The following is a 23,989-nucleotide window of genomic DNA, read 5'->3' on the forward strand; positions in this document are numbered from 1 at the left end:
GCTCGTCAATGGCGTGGGCGGTTTGTTTGGAGGTATATGGGGGACGATGAACGCGTAGGGGCGGGAAACGCGGTTGGTCCAGTCATGCCATTCAATCAGTGTGGCGTGGCCGGAGCCATTGCTGCAATGACGAATTGGCCAATTGCGGCCAGCATTCCGAGCGCAAACATCATCGACCGCGCCTTGTCGACATTGGCAACGTACAAGACGCCATGTAGAAAGCGGGCCACGACCCACACGATCGCAAGAATCATCGAATGCGTCGGGTTGGCATGCGTGACATGCGCTACGAGAACTGCGGGCGCATACACGGCAAGTGCTTCCATTGCGTTCTGGTGCGCAGAATATGCGCGCGCACCCTTGCCTTCGAGCTTCGATGTTTGAAGGCGCGGATGCGCATTGTCTAAATTGCCGAATTGCTCCTTGCGAGCCGACAAGGCTACAGGCAGCCACGCATAAGGCAGGATCACGGCAACGAGCAAGGTCCAAAGCGGGATGGTCATGGGAAAAGTTCTCCTCGGCAAGATTCGGAAGACGAGAAACCGCGCTCTTCGCAGGATACACGGGCGAAAAATCGGGTGCGCGTTCCCCCTAATTGGCGAAGCGTAGATCAATTTTGCAGCGAAGCGCTAGTTTTCTGTTGTTCGACTGCGCAAACGAAGGGGCGCATTGTGGTTCATAACTCAAATCACAAATCCGGTTCGCGCAACGCGATGCGTCGAAAATGATTGTGAACACATTTGGCATACGGCCTGCTAGAGTGAATCGAGGGAAGGAGTTCCTTAACGATGATGACGAAACTTCATTGCGGTATTCTTGCGGCGTTCATGGCGAGCGCGGGGGCATTGACGGTCGGTTGCGACGAAACGACCACGACGGGGACCAGCAGCTCGAGCTCGTCCGGTTCCGGTGGCTCTGCGGGGGAAGGTGGAATGGCCGGTAACGGGGGAGCGGCCGGGGGTGGTGCTGGTGGCGGCGGAATGGGAGGAACTGGTGGAGTGGGTGGCGGCGGAAGCGGCGGCGGCATGATGGCCGTACCGGATCTCGATACCAATCTCATGTGGTATGGAGAAAACCGCAAAGCGCTCGACGAAATGATCGACCAAGTCGGGGTCAACAGCGCGAATTACGATCCGAACAAGAAGCCGGTCGCGATTTACGACTGGGACAACACCGTCATCAAGAACGACATTGGCGACATCATGTTCTTCTATCAAGTGAAGAACGACAAGATCATTCAGCCGCCGAACAAGGATTGGACGACGACGAGTCGGTATCTCACGACCGAAGCCGCAAATGCATTGGCCGCTGCCTGTGGTAGCTTGGCGGCTGCGGGAATGCCTTTGCCCACGAGCACCAATGCGGCTTGCGCGGATGAGCTCGTTGCGGTGTACACGACGGCGAAAACCACGGCGGGTGCAGCCGCATATTCAGGCTGGAACTATCGAACGATGGAACCGGCCTACGCGTGGGTCGCTCAATTGCAAGCCGGCTTCACGACGGATGAATTGAAGGGATTTGCCAAGACGGCGCTCGACGCTGCACTCGCGGAAACCGAGGGGGCGACACAAACGGTCGGCACGACGTCCGTCAATGCGTGGCTGAGAATTTATGCGCAAATCGCAAACCTCATCGACGTCATGCAGAAGAACGGAATCGACGTTTGGGTCATTTCCGCATCGTCGCAGCCCATCGTCGAAGCCTTTGCGGAGAAGGTGAACATTGCCGCCGACCACGTCATTGGCATTCGAACCGTAAAGGATGCCATGGGCAAACACACGTACGATATCGTGGGCTGCGGCTCGGTTCCCGACGGATCGGGCAATGGCAGCGGCAATCCGCTGGGCAATACGATGATCAGCTACATCGAGGGCAAGCGCTGCTGGATGAACACGGTGATCTACGGCGAGAGTGGTGCGGCAGCAGAAATGACGAATCCGGACATGGCAAAACGCCCCGTTTTCGGTGCTGGCGATTCCGATACGGACATTTCCTTCCTGCACGATGCGACGCACCTGAAGCTCGTGATCAATCGCAACAAGAACGAAATCATGTGCAACGGGTACGCGAACCACGACAAGAAGTGGATCATCAACCCGATGTTCATTCAGCCCAAAGGCCAATATGCAGCGGGCTATCCGTGCTCGACGACGGCGTGCAAGGACGAGGCAGGGGCTTCCGTGCCTTGTACGAACGAGCTAAAGGAAATCATCGCAGACCAGACGGACACGGTCTACTGAGCTGATTGGATGACGAGGGGCCTCGTCATGAGGCCCCTCGGGTTCATTGGCGGGAAACCTCAATCGAGACCGAGGCGGCTGCGCGCATCGCTGTATGCGTCGCTGACCGAGAATACGATGAGCTCGCGCGCCTCGGCATTTCGACCAATCCATGTGAGGCGCTCTTTGCCCGATGCCGGCGGTTGATTCGTATGACCACCGGCCCACGCAATGCCCGCGAGCGCGACATTGGGATCACCCACGGCGAGAAGTCCCGCACGAGCCCCCCAACCATTGATGGCCGTATTGAGCGTCGATGCGCGATTGCCAATGCTGCCGATGACGTCCGTTGCGAGCGTACGCACTTGCGGATCCACGTTTGCAGGCATTGCCTTGGCAATCTTGGCCGAAGCATCGGCAAGTTTGGCGGGGTCGACTCCTTGAGGCGAAAACGCCGTATTGAGCGCCTTCAGGTACGCTGCAAGCAGCGGCCAGAGGTCAATCGGCGCCGTTCGCGAGAATGCCGAAGCGTTCGTCTGAATCACCTTGAGCGCGCGGTGAATCAAGAACGTACGTACCGCGGCATTTTCCGATGCGACGAGCGGTTGCCCGAGAACGATCGTTGCCGGGTGCGAGCTTGCCGGGACGCACACGGCTCCAAGGGCTGCCGATTGGTAGATTTTAACGTCGCCAATGCCATAAGCGCGAGCGATGGACTTGATTTCGTCCGCAAGCTCGGCTTGGGGCGGCGGCAAAGGCATTCCACGCACCGAGGCAATATCGAACGTGACTGCTGAATCGAGCAGCGATCCGGTGCGTTGCAACAAATCGCGGAACGCCGGGGTCATGATGTCCGGTGCGAGCAAGTCATCGAGGGTCGCATCGCCCGCAGCTTCTCCTGCGCCGTTGATCTCGACCTCTGCACCATCGAGCGCCGCGACGCTTGCCCGCGCAATGCGCGCCTGCGCTGGTTTGCCCCGGAGCTCGGCAACCGTTGCTACGGTGCTGAACAAATACGGTTCGAATCGACCCGTACCGAGAGCTCGACGCGCATCTGCGACGGCCCGTTCGAGAAGAACGTTTGCCGCCTGCGCTTGATCGGTGCGTTGATAGAAGCTGGCGAGCGCGTGAAGCGCCGTGTCGTCCTTGGGCCACGTCTTACGGGCCTGAAGCAATGTTTGCTCGGCCTTCTTCGTGTCGCCCATCGCTTCGTAGATGGACGCAAGTCCCGTGGTCCTTCGGCACTTCGCCTCGGGATCCTCGACGTTGTTGATGAGGATCGTTTGCTGTTCGAGCGCCTTCGCGGTGTCGCCAGTCTTCTTGTAAAGCTCGACGAGTTTTTCCCGTGCCGCCTCGTTGTCGGGGAAGCGCTTCAGCACTTCCTGATAGGAAAGCTCGGCGCGTTCGGCATTTGGCAGCGGCCCATCGTAGAGCTCGCCGAGTCGCAAATAGAGATCCGATTGACGCTCTGGTTCGGAGACCAAGCGCGCCAGGCGAATCCAGGCTTGCTCCGCGCCCTCCCAATCTTCCTCTTTCGCACTGACTTCGGCGAACGCCGAAAGCGCTTCGACGTGATCGGGATACTGCTCGAGTGCAGCAGCGAGCGCGCGTTTTGCAGCGCCCGCATCGCCGATGTCGGCAAGAGCGCGGCCGCGCATGATCTCCATGTCGACACGTTCTGCCGGGTCGGTGATCGTCTCGAGACGTCGTTCGAGAAGTGCGGCGAGCTCGGCGCGAGCGTTCGTCGCGACGTACACGTCCTTCAAGCGCTGGAACACGTCGCGGTAGGACGGATCGGTCGAGAAGACATGTTCGAATGCGCCGCGCGCGCGTTCGCTGTCATTTGCTTTGTCCGCAAACAGAACGGCTGCCTTGTACAGGCCTTGCACGCGCTCTTCCGGCGTGATGCTCGTCTGCGCTGCAGCCTCGTACGATTCGGCTGCGTCTGCGAAGTTGCCGAGAGCTTCGAGGACGCGCGCTCGTTCGAGGTGCAGCACGAAATGGCTCGGCGTAGCTTCGATGGCTTTGTCGAGCAGCTCGCGTGCTTTTTCGAGGTTACCAGTACGCTCTGCCGATTCGGCCGCCCGAAGCGACAACGTTGAAACTTCCGAAGAGCGTTCCGTGCGCGCGGCCAGTTCGACGTCGACTTCGAGGGCCAGCGCTTCATCGCCACCCGCGCGTGCATGAGCTGCGGTTTGTCGCAGTGCCCAAATTCCGCGCGGCTGGTTTTTGTAGGCAACGTCGACCGCTTCGCGTGTGTCGTCCCAACCGCGGAGGCGCAAACGAAGACGGGCTGCGAGTTGTGCGTGCGCGATGGCTTCGGGCCCTTCGAGGGTCTTGGCCGTTGCGAACACCACGGGTTCGAGCTCTTCGTCGCGACCAGCAATGATGAGCGTGCTGGCGATGCGCCTGAGCGTTGGCAAGTGCGACGGTGCGCCTTCCAGAATCGCGCGACGCCAAAGGAGCGCGTTTCCGGGATCGTTTCGTCCGACTTCGTCGAGCTCCGCAAGGCGCTCGTAGGTTTCGAGTCGCTCGGTGGGATCTTCGGTTGCCTTTGCGTGCGCAAGCAGCGACTCGACGAGCTCGCCCGTGCCGTGGCCAGCGAGCGCCGTGCGGTACACGCATAGCGGCGCGAGCAGGTTTTCCCCGGCAAGCGTGGCTTGTTTCGCCATCACGGATGCATTGGCGAGGTCTCCGTCGCGTTCGTATTCGAGTGCTGCATCGAGCGCGCAGCGTGCGGCTTCGGCACCCGTCGATGCGGCTGCTCGTTCGGCGCGGAAAGCGGCACGATCGCTCGGCCTTTCCGGCGATAGACGCTCGAACAGCTCGCGCAGGCCGATGTCGTCAGGCCGCGCTTTGAGCGCGTGCGTGAGCAGACCCGTCGCGTGCCCCGCTCCCTCGGGCGTGATCAATGCCTCGCGCAGATAGTCGCGAGCTTGCTCGATCGGGTCTTCGCACGATTCGCGACGTGCATGCAGCCATTCGATGAGTCCATCGCGATCTCCGGCCGAGCGCGCGATGCCTTCGCCGATGTGAATCGACAGGGGCATGTGCGGATCCATTTCCGCGGCGCCTCGGAGAAGTTTGTCCCGCTCATCCTCGATTGTCGATCCAGGCGAATCGAGCTCGAGCAAGCGGTTGGCCGCTTCGGTGAGCACGAGTGCTGCACGCGTTCCTGGTTGCATCGATTGCGATAGCTCGGAAAGGATCGTCGCGGCTTCTGTCGGCTCGGCACTCGCCGCGGCTGCGCGGGCCGCTGCTTCGTGCGCGGAATCCGCTGCTCGTGCACGCGCGTAGCTTTCGTTTGCGAGTTTCGTGTTGCCCGCGAGCTCGGCGAGCAGTGCTGCTGCCAGCGCGCCGTCGCGGTCACCTTCGGCTTGCTCTCCACGCCATCCTGCGACTGCGTTGGCAATCTTGGCGCCCGCTTTTCCTTCGAGGTCGAGCTCGAGCGTGAGCGCACGACCCGTTCCACTCTCGGGAACGAACTCCGTGTAACCAAGGATCGATGCTGCGAGCGCATCGTTCGACGTGAGGGGTTTGTCGTCGGCACGAAGCGCACCGAGAGCGCGACCAAGAGCCGCGCCGGCGCGAGCTGCCGTAGCACCGGCTCCGATGAGGTTCGTCGACGGGTTCTCGAGATCCCGCGTCACGGCGCTCGAAGCTGCAAGGAGCGGGATGAGATCGTCATCGCCCGCGGCTGCTTCGACGGCTTGTTCGAACACTTCGCGCGAGCCGCCCGTGAGGGCCGTGAGTGCAAGTCGATCGCCCGCAGAGAACGCGATCGTGTCGCTGCCTTCGATCGCCGAGCGGGCTGCCTGCGCATCACCGAGCTCGATGGCGCGTGCTGCGAGCGCACGGCGCGCATCGGCGTCGTGTGTACCGTCGAGAGCTCCACGCAAGGCTTCGATCGCGTTGCCTCGCGTTTCCTTTCGTGCTGCCGCAAGCATGCTCGCGAGCCATCCCGCGCCGCCCTTGAGCGACGCGGCACTCTGCAATCGACCGAGCGTGGCGACGGCGGACGACACGTCGCCACTTTCGAGTGCTGCGCGCGCTCGGAGCAGCGCGTCGTACGTGGACACGACGTTGCGTACGCCGCGAGGAGCGTTGCCGCGATGGATGGACACCTTGGAGAAGGCGTCACGCAAGGCTGACAGGTCCTTCGTTTCCGGCGCGCGAACTTTCGTGAACGCGCTCGGATCCGTTGCATCTCCAAGCGCTTCGGTGAAGCGCTGCACGAAGGGACGCGGATCTGCCGCGTCCACGCGCTGCGCAACGTCGAGCCGCTTCTTGGCGCCGTCGTCGTCCTCGAGCCGAACGCGAGCGATATCGGAGCCGAGCATCGCGGCGTGCGCGCGCGCTGCGTTCGTCGGCAAAACGCGCGCTTCGCTGTCGAGCACTTCGAGTGCACCTTGCCAGTCTTGGTCCCGCATGAGCAGGCCGCGAAGCTGATGGTGAGCAAGCGGCGAGCTTGGTGCGAGCGTGCGCACTTCGGCAGCAATGGCCCGGGCTGTTTGCTCTTCGCCAGCCATTGCATACAGCTCGCACACGGCCACGAGAGCTCGTGCGCGCGCCGCCTTGTCCTCGATGGCCTCGGCTTCCGCTCGAAGCCACGCAGCGCGTTCTGCCCACGCATCGCGTTGTTGCGTGCCGACCAGATGCGCCGACGCGTCCTGTTCGTCCGGGAACGATGGAGCGGCGTCCACTGCCTTGCGTTCGGGACGCGATGCAGGAGCTTCTTCTTCGATGAGATCGGCCCCATCGATGGTTTCCTCGTCCGCCGCCATGCTCGCGTCCGCCGCAAGGAGCGCTTCGACCACGCCATCGGGCTGACGCATCGTCGTCTCTTCCTCGATGGCGTCGGCCTCGACTTCGGACGAACCTTCTTCGGCGGGCGGCGCACGCAACGCGCCGAGCAGCTCATCGGGTACTCGAGCCAATAGGGTCGCTTCGTTGTCGTCGTCGTCAGCAACGTTTGCGATGTCGAAATCGTCTTGGTGATCGCTCACGGGCCCTGATCCTTTGCTCCAGAATCGCTGCTCACCGGACGCCCATGCCGAGCTTCTTGCGAAGCTCGAGATAGTTGGGCGAAAGCACGAACGAAAGCAGGCGCCGACCGCGCTCACTCTCGGGGATGGTCGAACCAAGCTGATCCCTCGGAATTCCGAGCAGATCACTCAGGACGATCGAAACATCGCCAGCGGCGATCACCGCCATGCGATCGAGGCTGCGCCGCGCAGCAGCAGCCCAAGCGCGCGCATCTTGCTTGCTGGAGACGATCTTCAAACACGTCTCCCCAATGCTCTTGCGCACTTTGCGCGAGATCTCTTTGTGCACCGCGCGCTGGATCTCGTTGTAGACCGCATAACCGGGGTTGGCGATCTTGATGTCGACCTCGTTGCACGCCGCAATCACGACCGACGCGAGCGCCACTTCGTCGCGCGTTCGCAGCGAAATGATGCCGCGGCGCAACGCGAATACCGTACGCGCCACGGCCGAACGTGCGGCCGCATCGAAGGGCGCCGCAATCGCCGAACCCAGCACGATCGCTGGGACGTCTCCCGCAACTCCGCTCACGAGGTTTGGATTCGGACCGCCCACGTACAACTCGAAATCACCCTCGAACCCAACGGCTCCCATCCACTCGGCAACGGCAAGACGTAGCGGATGACCACCACGCGAATCGATACGCTCCTTCTTGCCTACGCCGAGCGTGCTGAGTGTCGGGCCAAGCGCGAGCGATACGGTCTCGGCCATCTGCACGAGCAGCTCGGCAATCGGACCACCATCTTCCGGATCGGCAATCTCCGCCATCGCCCTCGCGTCGAGCACGATCTGCGGACGAGCCGCCACGCGTGTGTCGAGTTTCTTGAGCTCCGATGAGATTGTCGTGTTGGAACGACCGAGTGAAACGAGGCATCCGAGCGTCGCCTGTCGCAACGCCAAGTCCTGCTCGAACTGCGCAATCTTCGCGAGCCGCTCGACCCGATCCGCATCGCAAGGATCCTCGGCGAGCTTGTTCAAGAGCACCGCCTTGGCGCGGCCGAGTAGGCGCTTCTGTAGCGACGCGTCGTAGTTGGTGGTCAGCACCATGTCGAGCGCTTCGCCGTCGTCGTTCGACTCGTCGAGCAGCTTCGTCACGGCCGCTTCTGCCTTCAGCGGTTCCTTGATCTTGTCCCGCCAGATGGCCATCGCGAGCCGCGCAGCCTCCATGCGACCTTCGCGCTTCTCACGCTCTTGCATGAGCTGTTCGAGGATCGCCGTCGCGCGTGACCACGCACCGGTGCGCGCTGCCACGCGTGCAAGACGTTCACGCACCGGAGGCGTGGACAAACCTGCTTCGTGCAGCCCAACGAGCACGTTGAGTGCCTTGTCCGGCGCGTTCAGCTTGTTCTCGTAAATGTCCACCGCCGCGACACCGGACATGAGCCGCTGCTGCGTCGGCGCTTCCTTGATCCTCGAGAGCCGCCCGAGATAATCCGCGGCGTCGCCGAACTTGCCCATCGTGATCGCAATCTCGCCCGACAGCGCGAGTGCGCCGACGTGATCGGGCTCGATCATCGTGACGTTCTCGAGTGCCGACAACGCTCCTTCGCGATCTCCCTTCTTGCGAAGCACGCGAGCGCGTTCCCAGAACAGCTTGCTGATCTCGACCTCGTCGTCGGCTACGTCGAGACGGCGGCTCATGATCTCGAGCAGCCGGTCGTCCTCGTTCCGCGCACGAACGCGTCGGAAAAGTTTGTCGAACGCAACCGATCGGCTCGGATCACGCTCGAATGCACGCGCAAACGAAATCTCGGCGTCGTCGTGCGCTTCGGTGTGCTCGAGCAAAATGAGACCGGCTCTCTCCCAGAATTCGGCGCCGCGAGCGTCATTGCTGCAGAGCGCGCCGAGCTGCGCGTAGGCGAGCGCCGTCGAGATGTGATCACCGAGCGCCTCGCTTGCCGAACGCACGCCTTCCCACGACACGAGGTCATCGGGACGCCGTTCGACGGCAGCGCGGAACGTGGCCAATGCCGCTTCCGTGTTGCCCGATGCAAGCTCGGACCAACCCGCCAAGGCCGCTGCATCGTTCGAAGCGTCTTCGCCCAACGCTTCGCCAACGTTTTTCAAGGCAAACGCTCGGCGCCGCGGATCGCAACCCGGCAATGACAGGTCCAGGTTCGTCAAGCGCGTCTTCGCGGACGTACCGGCAAGCAGCGGTTGCGGCATGCTCGGCTGATCCAGCGTTGCCACGATCGACGCGGACGACTCCATCGCAGCCCAGGGTTCGTCCCCAAGGAACGACGCCACCGCACGCCGCGCAGACACCTCGGCTTCACGATCCTTCGCCGCAAGTGCAGCGCCGAGCCATTCCAGCGCCACGTACAGCTTCGGTTCCGCACTGGCCCACGACGCCGCGCGACCCACCGTCGCCGCAACGTCCTGATCGATCGTCCGCGCGATGCGGAATCGTTCCGCACGCGCGATGGCCGTCGCTTCGTCACCCTGATCCTCGAGGCGATCGAGCGCTCGTTCGATCGCTTCTCGATCCGTCAGCGCATCCGGCCAGCAAAGCCGAGCCAAACCCGCCGCGACCGTGATGTCGCCCGAACCATCCGCTTCGGCGCGTTCGAGTGCGACGAGCGCTTCGCCGCGATCACCCGCTTCGCCCGAACCAATTTCCAAACCAAATCGCTCGAGCGCAATGCTCGCCGGATCCGCACCCGTTTCGAGCGCTGTTGCGAGCGCGCGGCGACGACCGTCGAGACTGTCGGGATCGGCTCCGCGCAGCGCCCACGCAAGCACCGCCGAAGCCGCCTTTGCAGCACTGCCGCGAGCTTGCTCGAGCAGGTCCAGCGTCTTGGCTCGATCACCGAGTCGCCACGAGAGAAGCGCAGCCTCGATGTAGAGCGCTGCGCCCAAGTCGATGTCGTCGGTTGCCGTTGCACATGCGGCGAGCACCGTGGACGCGGCCGCGAGGTTCTCCCCGCGCTGTTCGAGATCCGCGAGGAATATCGCGACGACCTCGTCTCCCGGTGCAGCTTCGTGAAGCTCCCGCAACCGAGCGCGCGCACGTTCGATGTCGCCCGTTCGAGCGCTACGAAGCGCCGCGACGACCCACAAGCCACGCGCCAAGTTCGCGTCCGATTCGACGCTCGCCAGCGCTTCGATCGTCTCGGGCGTCGCACGATACGCAGCTTCGCCCGGCGCCGTTTTCTTGATGCCCAGCGCGTACGCCCCGAGCACTCGACCAAGCCAGCTCGAACCCGTGTCACCGTCGCTTTCGAGCGCTGCGAGCTTGGCAAAAGCTTCGCCGGCACCCGCTACGTCACCACGCAGCGAACGGCTGCGGCCCACCTCGAACCACAAGCTCGCAACCTCGCCAGGTTCCGCACCAGCCGCGAGGAGATCCGCCGTTGCTTGCTCGTACCACGCGCTGTCCTTGCGAATCGACGCAAGCATGCGGGCAACCCGCGCGATCACGGCAGGGTTCGTCCCGAGCGTTGCGGCTCGCGCGAGCGCTGCTTTGGCCGCATCCGTGTCGCTCGCATTCGACGCCCACACGTATGCAGCAACGAGCGCCGCGCGAATCTTGCTGTCATTCGTCGGGCAAACTTCACCCGCCGCTTCGAGCGACTTGGCGAGCGCCGAAGGATCTTGCGCATCGCTCAAAAGATCGAGCTCGAGCGCACGAGCCATGATGGACGCAGGGTCCGCTTCGAGCGCGCTACGCAGAGCCGCGAGCGCACCGTCTCGATCGTTGTCGAGCATGGCGGCTTCGGCAATACGCAGCCAAAGCGCTGCCGCACCGGGACCCACTGCGCCTCGGTCGAGCTCTTCTCGTGCAAGCGCTGCCGCACCCTTCGCATCGCCCATCGTTTCCAGCGACGACAAACGCGCTCGAGCAATGACGGACGACTGCGGAAGTTGCTCGGCAGCACGCGCAAGCAGCTTTACCCACGCATCGTGATCTCCTGCCCGACGCTTGATCTCCGCACATCGCAGCCACGCATCCGCTGCGCACTCGGGCCGCCGTGCCCATCGCGGAACGCCATTCGCATCTCCGCGTTCGGGTTCGGCAATCGCCTCTTCGATGAGCTCCGCTTGGCCTTCGAGGGCACGCGACAGAACGGACGCGTTTTGATCTCGGATCGCGATGGCTTCGAGCGCCTGTTGCGAACGGAATCGGCCGTGGCCTTCGAGCGCTGCGGCGGAATCGATGAGATCGTAACCTCGTTGCGCGTCACCCGACTTCGCAGCGAGCTCCGCAAGCTCGATGAAAAGAAACGCTTTCCACGTGGCGTCCGTCGCAAGCTCCGCCCGCGCTTCGATGGCGCGCATCCGTCCGGCGAGGTCGTTTTCTTTCGCCGCAAGCAGCTCCAGCTCGAGCCACGGCGTCGGATCCTCGGGATTGGCACTGACGGCTTCTTCGAGCGCCTCTTTCGCCCCTGCAAGATCTTGCTCGTAATCCTGCAAGTACGCGGCTCGCTCCCAAAACGCGCGCGTGCGTTCCTCCGGCGTCGCCGCTGCGCGCGTGAGCGCGTCGAGCAGCTTGCCCAGGTTTTTGATGGACTTGCGTCGGGTCAAGATCCGAACGAGCGCCTCGAGCGGCTCACGGAACTGAGGGTCGGCATTGAAGGCCGCGAGATAATCGCGGGCCGCCGCCGGCTCTTCTCCATGCCGTTCTTCCAGCACGCCGCTTTCGTGAAGAAGCAAGGCCTGTAACGCCTTGTCCTCCTGTGCGGCGGTCTCGGATCGTAGTCGGTTGAGCAAGGCCGCCGCATCCTCGGCGGGCCCCGTGGGGGTGGATGTCTCTACCGTCATTGGGCTCGCAGCGCCTCTCGCGAACACGGGTTGCTGATGAAGTGCATTCCGCGACGCGCAGACTAACGAAACGCGCTGTCGAGAGTAAAGCCTCGTCCGCACGGATCGGGCGAACGGTATCTTTCGGTACTTCGCAGGTGACGCTCCGTCACTCGATCCGCTGAACGATCCAATACCCTCGCGGCGTGTCCACAGGCTCGCTCACGCCACCCTTCGGTAGACTGAACAGCACGTATTCCGGCGCGGGTTCGAGCACTCCGCGCGGCAGCCGTCCGGCATTTTCCATCGACCCCTTGTCGCCTTTGGCCACGGCCGCCTTGAAGTCGGTCTTGGCAAGCTCGGCGAGCTCCTTCGCGAGCTCCAGCGCAGCCTCGCGAGAACGCGCAGTCGCCGGCACCCGAGCCGCACCAGGCGCCCCTTGCGCCCCGCGATACGTCACGAGAACGACGCCGAACACCACGGACTTCGGCGCATCCGCCGCCAAACCTGGCGGCGCTTCACCCGATAACAAGAGCGTTCCACCAGCATCTGCTTGCTGCGCCGGATCGATCTCGCCCGATGGTTCTGCCGCCGTGTCGGCGTCCGTTGTCGCTGCATCCAGATCGACGACGTCCGCATCGGATGCGTCCGACGCGCCCGCGTCTGCTGCTACCGAGCCCACGGATGCCCCACGACGATCCGCGGGGAAAATCACGAGCGCAAGAGCCCCGAGCACCAGCGTGGCGAAGAAGAGGGCGGTCCATTTCTGCATGTGGCCGAGCGCGTTAGCACATTTCTCACGATGCGCGAAAGCGCAGCACGACATGCTCCCCACATCCTGGCCCCAACAGCGTCGCAAAAGAGCAATGCGCCCAAAACCCTGATAGAAGGGGAAGAAGAATTTCAGACGATAGGTGCCTCATCCCGTGCCGAGCTCTTGTCGATCCTGGTGCATCGACGTCGCGCAAGGGCTGATGCGCCGTTCTCTTCATTCAGGGCGCGAGCATGATCAACGTCCAGTGCGACGGATGTAAATCTCCCTACCAGGTCGATGAGCGGCGAGTCCCCGCATCGGGGCTCAAAATGCGTTGCTCCAAGTGCGGCAACTCGATCTTGGTGGAGAAGCCGACGGTGGATCTTGCGGGACGGAGCGATCTGCCCGTCCCCGCGTCACCACGACCGAAGGGCGTCGCGCCCGTTTTTCCTCGCGGCCCGGTCCTTCCCAAACAAGGCCTTCCAACGCCCAAAGCCGTGGTTCCAACGACGCCGGAAAAAGCTGCGCTCGCTTTCGCGCGCGGCGAAGGCAGTCGTTTCGACATCCCCGCGATGGATGATGACGCTCTCGCCGAGCTCGATCTGCCGTCGCCCGCAACGTTGGTTTCAAAAGAAAAACCCGTTGCAGTCGCGATGGATCCGCTTGCGGACGAAGGCATTCGCGCATCCGACCGACCTACGGCTCCGCGCGCCGTCGATGAAGCAAGCGTGTTCGATCGAATCACGAGCGACGACCATCGCAGGCCGTCCGAACGACCAACGGCCCCGCACCTTCCCGCCGTTGCCGTTCCCAAAACGAGCGTCACCAAAGCTGCCGAGCGTGATGTCGACGTGCCGCCTCGAGGCAAAGCCACGGTGCGCCAAATGGCTGCGGTGATACCCGATGAAATGGCCCTCGATCTGCCTGCGCTCGCGCCGTCACGCGACGCCATCGCTCCTCCATTGCCGCAACCCAATCGTTCGGCCGCGGAGCTTTCTGCCGCTGGGACAAACCCGTCGGCACGCGACGCGAACAAGGCCGAGCTTCCATCTCCCGCGCGCCCACCAGCAAAACGCACGCTCGAGATCGACCTTCCGGATACAGGGCTGCCCATCGACGAAGCAGCAATGGCCTTCGGCGAAATCGACCTGCCTGCCACCGTGCCTGCGCATGCAGGAGCCAAGGGCTTTGGCGCGATCGGCTTGGCCGCTCCCGCGCCGCCTCGTGAACCGGCCAAGTCGTTCGGAGAAATCGATCTTCCCGCGGTCCCTGCACCTTCGCCATCCAAGTCCCCGGCTCCGGCGATGAAATCCCGCCCGGGCAACGCCGATCTACCCGTTCTGAGCGACGCGGCATTCGGCGAAATCGACCTACCTGTTCCCGACGTTGCGACGTCCGACGACGGCGGGTTTGGCGAATTCGAACTTCCTGCTCCCGAAGCCGACGCGTCCTTCGGCAAGCTCGATCTTCCGCTTCCGGTCGGACAGAGCGGCGAACATCAGTTCCCGCCTGCAGCCAAACCAGCGACGACCGCCAGCGCTGTCGCCGCGTTTTCCGTGCTTGGCGACCTCGAGCTGCCGCTGACGAGTGAATCGTCGATGAACCTCAGCGCGGTCGTGCTGCCGCCATCCAAGCCGGCAAGTCCTGCGCTCGACTTCGCGCTCGATGAATTGTCGCTGGATGCGCCCGCGTCGAAGCCGAAAGCGCCGAGCGATGCGACGCGGCAATCCATGCCATCCATACCGGGCGAAGAGTTTTCCCTTGGTGTGCAAACGAATAACACGCCTTCACCGGGGCCGAGCAAGGGCACGGACATCACGGGCGGTATCGGCGACGAAGTGGAGCTCGGTGTTGGCGATGCCGGTGCAGCGGATGCCGCAGCTCGGAAAGACAAACCTGCCAAAGGTGGTCGTCAAGATGCTGCGCCCGCTCCTGCAATGAGCCGCAAAGAGCGGTTGCGACGGCGTGCCCTCACCATGGGGATCGCCGTGCTCGTTGCCGTCGGCGGAGGATCCCTCGCGCTCCTGCCCGACATCGGTCCTTTTGGCATCTATGCCATCACCGACACCATCAAGGCCGATGATCACGCTCGAGCCCTCATGCAGCTCGAAACCAACGTTCAAACGATGCTCGACGAGGACACTGCGGGCAGTGCCGCTCGTGCATTGACCACGGCCAAAGCCGCGCAGATCAACTTGCCGCGACATCGAGCGACCGCAGCGTATACGGCCTACGTCGCTTTCCTCAGCAGCATTCGCCATGGACCGCGCGCAAGCGACGAGACGTTCGGCAAACAGTTGCTCGAGTTCGTCGCGGATACACCGAGCCGTGAACGCATGCTCGCGGTCGCGGCGAAACACAAGGCTGCAAACAAGCTCGAAGCCGCCAGGCGCGTTGTCAAAGACGCCGGCGGGCCGCAATCGAAGGACATCGATACCCTCGCGCTCATCGGGGAGATCGAGCTTGCCGCGGGCATGAAAGAAGACGCGCTCGCCGTGTGGAAACACGCGGTTTCGCTGCGGGAAAAGAGCGCCAGAGCGCTCTTCGGGCTCGCACGCGCGCAGCATGCCGCCGGTGACTTCAATGCAGCAGAAAAGAACGCTCGCGCAGTCATCGAGGTGTCCCCCAAACACGCCGGCGCTCGCATTTTACTCGCCACCATCATTGGTCGATTTCCAACCACCGAAGGAGAAGCCATCGCCCTCTTGAGCAAAGTGACGGATCAAGGCGAAGTGCGCACTGCGACGAGCGAAGGCCAAATCGTGCAAGCCTTCATCGAAGCTGGTCGTATCCATTTGCTCCGTTCACGTGTCTCCGCCGCGGCCGATGCGTTTGCCGAGGCCCTCAAGATGGATCCGCGCAACGTGCAAGCTCTGATTGGCGACGGCGAGCTCTTCTTCCGATCGGGCCGCAATTCACAAGCCCTGCTTCGATTCGAAGAAGCCATGCGCGCCGACGATACGAGCATTCCGGCAAAGGTCGGGGCGATCAAAACCCTTCTCGCGCTCGAACGCATGAAGGACGCCAAGGATCTCGCGAAAAAGATCCGCGAAGCAAAACCTGAATTGTCCATTGGCGCGTATTGGCTCGGCCGCGTCGAAGAAGCGCTTGGCAGCAAAAAAGACGCCGAAACGCTCTACCTCGAGGCAATCAAGCTCGGCGGCAGCGATTCGGACATCGTCGATGCCTACGTTTCTCTCGTCGCACTCCTGTCGTCGGTTGGTCGAGCTGAAGAGGCGCAAGCCAAACTTGCCGAGGCCAGCGCCAAGTATCCCGACCTCGCCGCACTCCATCGCGCCAAGGGTGAGGTGCTCTCGGAAGCCGGCCGCTATGCCGAAGCTCGCGCGGAATTCGAGGCAGCTCTTGCAAAAGAGGACGACCTTGGAACACGCTTTCGTCTCGGCGTGACGCTCCGCCGCATGCGCCTCTTCGAAGAAGCAATGGGCGTGCTCGACAAACTCCAGACCGCCGACAAGGATTATCCGGGCCTGGCGCTCGAACGAGGCATCCTTTATGCAGAAATGGGGCAAAGCGAACGGGCCCTCGAGATGTACGCCGCAGCGCTCGAAAAAGCGCCCAACGACGTCGACCTCAAGCTCCGCGTAGGATCGACGCAGGTCATTGCTGGACACCCCGACGAAGCAGAAAAAATCCTACGCGAAGTATTGAAAGATCGGGCCGCGTCCGCAGATGCCAATCACTTCCTCGGTCGGGCCCTGCTTCTCAAGGGTGGAAGCGCGGCCGAAGCCATTCGGTTTTTGGATCGCGCCACCGAAATCGATGCCAATCGCGCCGAATATTACCTGTACGTTGGCTGGGCTGCGAACGAGCTCAATCAAGTTCAGCGCGCCGAACAAGCCATCCAACGCGCCCTGGAGCTAGACCGGGAGCTTGCCGACGCTTATTGGCAACGAGCCATTCTCTATCACAAACAAGGCCGAACGCTCGATGCGCTCGCGGATCTCCAGGTCGCCCTGGCAAAACGGCCGTCACGCTATGAAGCGTATGCCACGATGGCGCTTTGTTATCAGGACCAGGCGCGCTGGCCCGATGCAACCGCCGCGTGGATCAAAGCGATCGAGGGCAATGGATCCATCGCGGAATGGCATTATCGCCTGGGCAAAATCTACGAAGGCAATGGCAATCGCGCGGCCGCCGCGCCCGAGCTCGACAAAGCCGTCGAGCTCGTCGAGGCGAAACCGAATATGTCGCAATCGTGGCATTTCGACCTGTATTTCCTTTACGGTGAAACCATGCAAGCCACCGGGCAAAAGGAAAAAGCCCTCAAAGGCTACAAACGATACCTGCAGCTCGCACCCGTCAACAATGCCTATCGGCCCGATGCCGAGCGAGCCATCAAACTCCTCGAACCACGGGGCCCTGGGTCACACTGACCTTTGCGCCCGAGCACATCATCGTTCTTCACCCTCCCACTTTGCGAGTTCGTCGTGTAACGTTCGGGCGTGTCGTCGTCTCACGATGCTTCACCGTCCGATTCGTTCGCCAAACGCGCGCTCGTTTGCATTCCCACGTACAACGAACGTGACAACATCGAAGCCATCACGCGTGCGGTTCTCGCGGCGGATGAGCGGGTCGATGTGCTCGTGGTCGACGACAATTCGCCCGACGGAACGGGAAAGCTCGCGGACGAGCTTGCGTTGACGCAGCCGCGGATTCGTGTGCTTCATCGCCCGGAAAAACGAGGGCTCGGCAAGGCGTACTTGCATGCATTTCGCGAGGCATTGTCGCTCGGATATGGGTTCGTCGTGGAAATGGATGCGGATTTTAGTCACGATCCGGGTCGATTGCCTGCATTGATCGACGAAGCGCAGCGAGGGACTCATTTGGTTCTGGGTTCACGTTATGTGCCTGGAGGAGGCACGGTGAATTGGAAATTGGGACGACGCCTCCTCAGTCGTGGAGGGTCGCTTTATGCGCGGACCATTCTCGGCGTGGACGTGGCGGATTTGACGGGCGGTTTCAAATGTTTTCGGCGTGAGGTGCTCGAATCGATCGACCTGGAATCCATCGACAGCACGGGATACGCATTTCAGATTGAAATGACGTACCGGGCATTGATGAAGGGGTTCTCCGTCAAGGAACTGCCCATCGTATTCGAAGATCGCCGCGTGGGCCAATCGAAGATGAGCCGTACGATTTTCTTGGAGGCGGTGGTGGTGGTGTGGAGGTTGAGGCTATTTGGGTAGCGAGATGAATGCCGCAGCGCCCTTTTTCAGCTTGCTTGCACAGGCTCCGGCTCCGCTGCCGGAGGTGGTTCGGCTGGCGCTTCCGGAGCCGGCACATTGGCCTCGGCAATCGCTGCATCCTCTGCTGCCAGCAATCGATCACTTTCCGCAAGTGCCGCGTCGTGCTGCGCGATGATTTTCGCCGTGCGCGCCTTCGCCAATCCCAAAAAGAGTAGCCCGAACAGCGCCCACGCGGCCGACATGAACACCGAACCGACCACCAAAATGTCTTCCTTGCCCCGATCGAGCGCATCGAGCGCAAGGAAAGCATAAAATGGAGACGGTGCGGCCACGACGAGCGCCGACCGATCAGACGCCGACGACACGACGCCCGCAATGGCCGCGACGACCCACGGCCCAATCGCGACGAGGAAATGCACCGCGAGAAGCAGCATCCGCGCCGCGAGCGTGGTGTTCGTGCGCGACCGCAAAAATGCGGCAAACCCCACGGAGAACGCGAAGAAACCCACGATGTACACGGCGACGATCAAGATTTCGCCCGTGTACGAGCCGCCCGAATACTTGGGCGGTACGGCAATCAGTCCTACGACCGTCGGAAGCATCAGAGCAACCGTGCCGACGAAGAGCTCGAGCGTCGAGGTCTTGACGATGCTCGGTCCCAGAAATCGCTTGAATTTTCCGATATTTGCCCGATCCCAATGGAGAACCACGCGGCGCGAAGGTCCGAGAGAATCGCCGGTGAAAAGATACACGCCCATCATCAGAAAGACGAAGTGGGCAGACAAGGCGGCAATGCACACGCCCATTCGATCCCGCGGGTCGACGGCAAAAATGGGGATCGACGTCGCAATGGCAAAAATGGGCGTGCAGATGGCATACCAACGCTTCAATCCCGTAGAACGGTCGTCGGTGATGCTCGTCAAATTCGCCACGGTCACTTCGTAGAGAAACCAGGCGGGCAGGGCAGCGAGCGCAATGGGCAAAAGCACGAGCAGTCCGAGGTACGTCAGGTCGAACGGCGCACGAGCATACGCTGTCGGAAGCCATACCGGAGGCCCATCGGGAACGCCCGGCCAAAGCGAATGCGCTCCGTAGGACAAACCCACGCCGAGAAACCCGTACACGTTGAGCGACACGATGACCGCGCATAGAAGCGATACGACCAGCGCAGCTCGCAAACTGTTCATCTTCGAACTGATCGCCAGACCAAATGCGACCGCAAGCCCCGCGATCAAAAACAAGAATGCGAATGCAACGATCGTTTCGGTCGCCGTCACACCGCCGAACAAGAACGGAAGCGCTCCGACCGGCGCGAGCATCACGACGTACATTCCAATCGACGTGTACGCCGCCAAAAACTTGCCGCGAGCAATGACGGCGGGCCGCAAACCCGTCAAAATCACCGCTTCCCACGTGCGTCCTTCGCGTTCAGCAGCAATCGCATTCGCCGCCACGCCTGGCCCCACGAACGTCACCACGAAGTACGCAATCGAGAAAAATACTTGAAAAAGAACGTACCCCGTCGTCGCCGGGCTTTCGTTCATCGATACGAGCCCACCGACCGAAGCAATGAGCAGCGTCGTGAGCACCGCCAGCACGCAAAGAATGACGGGCGTCCGTACGAGGCGTGCTGATTGCCGCAATTCGCGGATCCACAGCGGATTCGGGTCGTCCAAAAGCCGCCGAAAACGAAACCGTGCCCTGTCCCCCATTCGCCGTGAAACGGGACCTGCCGGTGCGTTCGTGCCCGTCTGTGCGCTCATTGCACATCCCCCCGCGTGACTTCCAGGAAGATTCGCTCGAGCTCGTTACGTTCGGGCTCGACGCCCACGATGCCAATACGTTGATGCACCAAGTGCTGAACCATTTCGGCGATTTTCGTTTCGGTGCCCGTGTACCCGACGTGCACGACGCCCCCGATGATGCTGACTTCCACGATGCCCGGCCCGCCTCGAAGCAAGTACGCCGCTTGTTCCGGATTGCCGATGACGCGGAGTTTTACGCGACGCACCGCCGGAGCCGCCGGTACCGGTGGCTGCCACGCTGCTTGTTGCGAAGGCTGCGCGGGATATCCCGGCGGCGCGCCTGGTTGCGCTGTCGGAGGAGCCACGCGCGCTGCGCCCGTGTATGCAGGCGGAGGCGCGTGCCCCATTGCCTCGGCCGCTCGAATGGCTTCCAGGCGCGACGAAATTTCGTGAATGGGCCCAGCCACCACGAGCCGTCCTTTTTCCAAAATGCCAATCGATGTACAAACATCCGACAATTCCGTCAAGATGTGTGACGAAAGCAAAATGGTTTTTCCCAGCCCTCGCAGCTCCAAGAGCAAATCCCGTATCTCGATACGCGCCCGCGGGTCGAGATCGCTCGCCGGTTCGTCCAGAATGAGCACCTTCGGATCGTGCAAGAGAATCCGAGCAAGCTGAAGCCTCTGCTTCATGCCTTTCGACATTTCCGCCACGAGACGATCCTGAAGTTTGCCGAGGTCGGTCAATTCGAGCACCGCGTCGACGACGTTGATCGAGGGAACTCGAAATGCGTCCGCGAAAAACTCGAGATACTCGCGCACCGTGATCCGATCGTAAACGCCGGCATGGTCGGGCATGTATCCAATGATTCGGCGGACTTCCTCCGGATCCATCGTCACGTCGATGCCGTCGATTTCCACGCGGCCCGCCATTGGTTCGAGCAGCGTCGCCATCACGCGAATCGTCGTGGTTTTTCCGGCTCCGTTCGGGCCGATGAAACCAAAAATTTCCCCCGGCCCCACGTCGAACGTCACGTCGCGCAAAACGTCACGATTGCCATAACGATGCCACAAATGACGCACTCGAATCGTCGGCGGCGGAAGAGGCGCAGAAGGCTCGGGCGATTCAATCTGGACCGCGCTCGACGCTTCGCTCACGGGCGACCTCCTTGACCCACGATCCGCACGAGAAGCCGATCTTGTTCGAGCTTCAGCCCCGCATCCGACGTTTTCCCTTCGCCCCCATCGAGCTGCGCCAAAAGTACCGGCACATCCTCCGGGAACCAATTCACGACCCCTCCGGCACTCTCTTCAATCGCTTGCCATGCCGCGCTGAGGCCCGCAGCATCATCATCGACGATTCTTTCGAGCGACGAAGCGCGTAGCGGCTGCATCGTCAGCGACCCCGACCGACCTACCGTTGCCGTCACGCTCGTTAACCAAGCTCGGCCCGGTTTCGTGCTGCCGACGTCTTGACCGGCGCTCGCCAATACTCGCTCGCCGTCACGAATGGTCGCAAAATAGCGAGCATTTCCGCCGGGCAGCATCAACAGCGCAGCGCGCATGTCACGACCGGAACGATTGATGACCGCTGTATCCGTTTCATTCTCCGTCACGATGGCAATGCCTTCACCAAGGTCGGCAAACCCATCCTCGCGAATGACCACGGTTTGCCATGGCAATGCGGCTACATCGACCAAACGCGCCCCATCACGATCGACCACCAAGTGATCGTTGATCGTCGCCGGCGCCGAGACGAATGCCGTATTCACGACCGATGTCGAATCGCTCGTGCGCACCGTGAGATCCTTGGCCCTCGGCGTAAAGAACCCTCGCCACCTGCGCGCCGTACCTTTCGACATTCCCGCGCCTGCTTCGACCAGCGTGAGGTGTCGTGACCGGCCACTGACACCCTTGGCCACGAACCCAATCACGACGATCGCGAAGAACGTGACGGCGGCAAAAATCGGGAGCCAAATCAGCGCTCGCAAAGGTTTGCCCTTATTGGCATTCAGCGTGAAATTGATGGGAGCCGCAATCACCGCGTACGCAAGGAGCAAAAGAGCTGCAACCGCAATGGCCCAGCGCGATCCCTCGTTCGGGTCCAATTGCTTGCGAATACCGTCCGACGAATACCCTGCCGGCGTCGACCCTTGACGATAAATGATCGTGCTACGCCGATCGAAAGCCCGACGCGCCATATCGAGCACGCGTCCCTGCACCCACGGATCGTCGACTGCGGGTTTGCGCGTCGGGTCGAATGCGAGCAAGTGAAATTCACCGAGCCCGTAATACGCCGACGCCCCATAACGACTACCGCGCAAATTGCCCCCGGAAAAACCCACGAGCGACTTGCCCACTTCTTCCTCGGCCGACTCCGCAAAAGGAATCTTCTTCGCGGCATTCGACGGCGCGATGGGCAGCCGCAATTCACGCAACGTCTCCGAATGCACGGACGCCATCGTGACGTCTCCCCCCGCAAACGCAGCCACCACCGGACTCCGAACATCCTCCGGTCGCGCCAATGCAACCGCCAGCGTGCCGCCGGCCAGGACAAACCCACTCAGCGCATCGAGCTCCACCGCCGTCACGCGCGACAGCACATCCGAGCGAATGAGCACGGCCGACGCAGGTGCATACAGCGCCGCTCGATCCGGAAGAACGGGATCACCCGTCGCAGGATCGAATCGCGGCGATCCAACCTGAAGCTGCGGACCCGAACCATACGAAGGCACGCTGCCCCAAGGCGCGTATTGCGGCGAAATCCAAGCTTCGTGCATCACTCCGCGAAGACGCGAAGCCTCGGTCACGTCGAGCAAAAACACGCCGGGCGAATTCGTCACGGTCGCCCCGAGCGTGCCTAGCTCGATGCCCGCGTCGTTACGCACCACGATCTTCACGTCACCATACACGTTCGCATGCGCTGGCAACCGCACCATCGCCGCAGCGCCCGCGCCAACGACGAAAGGCGCCGTCGCTCGATATCGAAATTGGTTTGAGTACAAACGGCTTTCGAGCTCGACTTCGCCGCGCACGGGCTGCTGCTCGTTGTTCTGCACGCGCACCAGGAACCCGCTGTAACCTTGCGGGACCGGCGCTGCGGCGCCGAACATCTGCGTGATGTCGACGGCGACTTGCGGCGCTCCTTGCTGAGGCACCTGTTCAATCGATGTGGCGGACGCCGTTGAAGCCAGAACGATGCCCGCCGTTAGACTCGACGCAAAAACAAAAGACTTCATCGACGCATCGCCTGCTCGACGTTCTCCGGACGCGTGGGCACGTTCTTCACGAGCTCTTCGACGACCTGATCGGTCGTGATTCCATCCGCTTCACCCTCGAACGAACGGATGAGCCGATGCCGCAGCACGGGCTTGGCCACGCGCTGCACGTCAGCAAACGACACGTGCGCTCGCCCTTCGAGCAAACTCACGGCCTTCGATGCCAACACGAGCGACTGTGCGCCACGCACGCCGGCTCCATAGCGAATCGCTCGACGCACGAGGTCCGGCGCGCCGCTCATCGATGGATCGCTCGCTCGCACGAGGCGCGATGCGAACCGCATGATGGGCTCTGCAACGGCGACGTCTCGACACGCCGATCGCAACTCGAGCACTTCGTCTCGATTGAGCACCGGGTTGGGCGCGTCTTTCGGCTGACCCGTCGTTCGCACGAGGATCTCGGTCATCTCGTCTTCGTCGGGACTCGGAACGATTACTTTGAGCAGAAAACGATCGAGCTGCGCTTCGGGCAAAGGGTACGTGCCCTCCATCTCGATGGGATTTTCCGTCGCGAGCACGAAAAACGGCTGCTCCATTGCATGACGTACGCCACCGATGGTGCACGCGTGCTCTTGCATCGCTTCGAGCAGCGAGCTTTGCGTCTTCGGCGTCGCGCGGTTGATTTCGTCCGCGAGCACGATCTGTCCGAACACGGGCCCTTTGTGCAGCGCGAAGTGGCGACTTCCATCGGCTGCCGTCACCAGAATGTTCGTGCCCGTAACATCGCTCGGCATCAGATCCGGCGTGAACTGGATGCGCGAAAACTTCAGCTCCAGCGCGCTCGCAATCGTGCGCACCAGCAGGGTTTTTCCCAGGCCCGGCGCACCCTCGAGCAGCACGTGGCCGCCCGACAGGATGCCCCAAAGCACCTGCTCGACGACCTCTTCTTGTCCCACGATCACTTGCCCGATCGTTTCCTTGAGTCGATTGCTCGCCTCGCGCGCCCGATCGAGGCGCTTTTGAAAATCACCAGCGCTCGTCATGTGAACCTGGAGCCTAGCCTT

Annotated in this window: 11 protein-coding genes; 3 read left to right on the plus strand and 8 right to left on the minus strand. The window is 62.1% G+C overall.

All coding sequences use genetic code 11. The annotated features are described in order from the left end of the window. Nucleotides 1–95 precede the first annotated feature (95 nt). A complete protein-coding gene (locus IPM54_32770; GenBank protein MBK9264546.1) occupies nucleotides 96–503 on the minus strand; it encodes an MAPEG family protein in 408 nt (135 codons plus the stop codon). Nucleotides 504–788: 285 nt separating this feature from the next. Between IPM54_32770 and IPM54_32775 the strand changes: the two genes are divergently transcribed. Next, a complete protein-coding gene (locus IPM54_32775) occupies nucleotides 789–2,240 on the plus strand; it encodes a haloacid dehalogenase-like hydrolase (protein ID MBK9264547.1) in 1,452 nt (483 codons plus the stop codon). A 59-nt stretch (nucleotides 2,241–2,299) separates the two neighbouring features. Here the strand turns inward: IPM54_32775 and IPM54_32780 are convergent, their stop codons facing one another. The 3 genes from IPM54_32780 to IPM54_32790 all read right to left on the minus strand — a co-directional run bounded on the left by IPM54_32780 (nucleotide 2,300) and on the right by IPM54_32790 (nucleotide 12,774). Continuing rightward, nucleotides 2,300–7,225 carry a tetratricopeptide repeat protein gene (locus IPM54_32780; GenBank protein MBK9264548.1) on the minus strand — a complete coding sequence of 1,642 codons (4,926 nt, stop codon included), beginning with the start codon at nucleotides 7,223–7,225 and terminating at the stop codon, nucleotides 2,300–2,302. Nucleotides 7,226–7,256: 31 nt separating this feature from the next. Continuing rightward, the gene (locus IPM54_32785) at nucleotides 7,257–11,972 is read right to left on the minus strand and encodes a hypothetical protein (protein MBK9264549.1); all 4,716 of its coding nucleotides are present in this window, start codon (nucleotides 11,970–11,972) and stop codon (nucleotides 7,257–7,259) included. 199 nt (nucleotides 11,973–12,171) lie between these two features. Next, nucleotides 12,172–12,774, minus strand: a complete 603-nt coding sequence (locus IPM54_32790; GenBank protein MBK9264550.1) for a peptidylprolyl isomerase — start codon at nucleotides 12,772–12,774, stop codon at nucleotides 12,172–12,174. A 233-nt stretch (nucleotides 12,775–13,007) separates the two neighbouring features. On the opposite strand from IPM54_32790, the gene IPM54_32795 reads away from it, so the two are divergent. Further along, nucleotides 13,008–17,150: a zinc-ribbon domain-containing protein gene (locus IPM54_32795; GenBank protein MBK9264551.1), complete on the plus strand. Its 4,143-nt coding sequence runs from the start codon at nucleotides 13,008–13,010 to the stop codon at nucleotides 17,148–17,150. A 69-nt stretch (nucleotides 17,151–17,219) separates the two neighbouring features. After that, nucleotides 17,220–17,963, plus strand: coding sequence for a polyprenol monophosphomannose synthase (locus IPM54_32800; GenBank protein ID MBK9264552.1), 744 nt, complete (start codon nucleotides 17,220–17,222; stop codon nucleotides 17,961–17,963). A 26-nt stretch (nucleotides 17,964–17,989) separates the two neighbouring features. Here IPM54_32800 and IPM54_32805 read toward each other — a convergent pair whose 3' ends face one another. Genes IPM54_32805 through IPM54_32820 form a run of 4 tightly spaced genes read right to left on the minus strand, consistent with a single transcriptional unit; the run spans nucleotide 17,990 to nucleotide 23,968 of the window. Continuing rightward, nucleotides 17,990–19,726 carry an ABC transporter permease gene (locus IPM54_32805; GenBank protein MBK9264553.1) on the minus strand — a complete coding sequence of 579 codons (1,737 nt, stop codon included), beginning with the start codon at nucleotides 19,724–19,726 and terminating at the stop codon, nucleotides 17,990–17,992. Continuing rightward, nucleotides 19,723–20,865 (minus strand): ATP-binding cassette domain-containing protein, encoded by a 1,143-nt coding sequence (locus IPM54_32810; GenBank protein MBK9264554.1) that lies wholly within the window; start codon nucleotides 20,863–20,865, stop codon nucleotides 19,723–19,725. The genes IPM54_32805 and IPM54_32810 overlap by 4 nt, the downstream gene beginning before the upstream one ends. Continuing rightward, the gene (locus IPM54_32815; protein MBK9264555.1) at nucleotides 20,862–22,946 is read right to left on the minus strand and encodes a hypothetical protein; all 2,085 of its coding nucleotides are present in this window, start codon (nucleotides 22,944–22,946) and stop codon (nucleotides 20,862–20,864) included. Before IPM54_32815 ends, IPM54_32810 begins: the two co-directional genes overlap by 4 nt. Further along, nucleotides 22,943–23,968: a MoxR family ATPase gene (locus IPM54_32820; GenBank protein ID MBK9264556.1), complete on the minus strand. Its 1,026-nt coding sequence runs from the start codon at nucleotides 23,966–23,968 to the stop codon at nucleotides 22,943–22,945. Before IPM54_32820 ends, IPM54_32815 begins: the two co-directional genes overlap by 4 nt. Nucleotides 23,969–23,989: the final 21 nt, after the last annotated feature.

The organism is Polyangiaceae bacterium, assembly GCA_016715885.1.
In the GTDB taxonomy this organism is placed as follows: Bacteria; Myxococcota_A; Polyangia; order Polyangiales; family Polyangiaceae; genus Polyangium.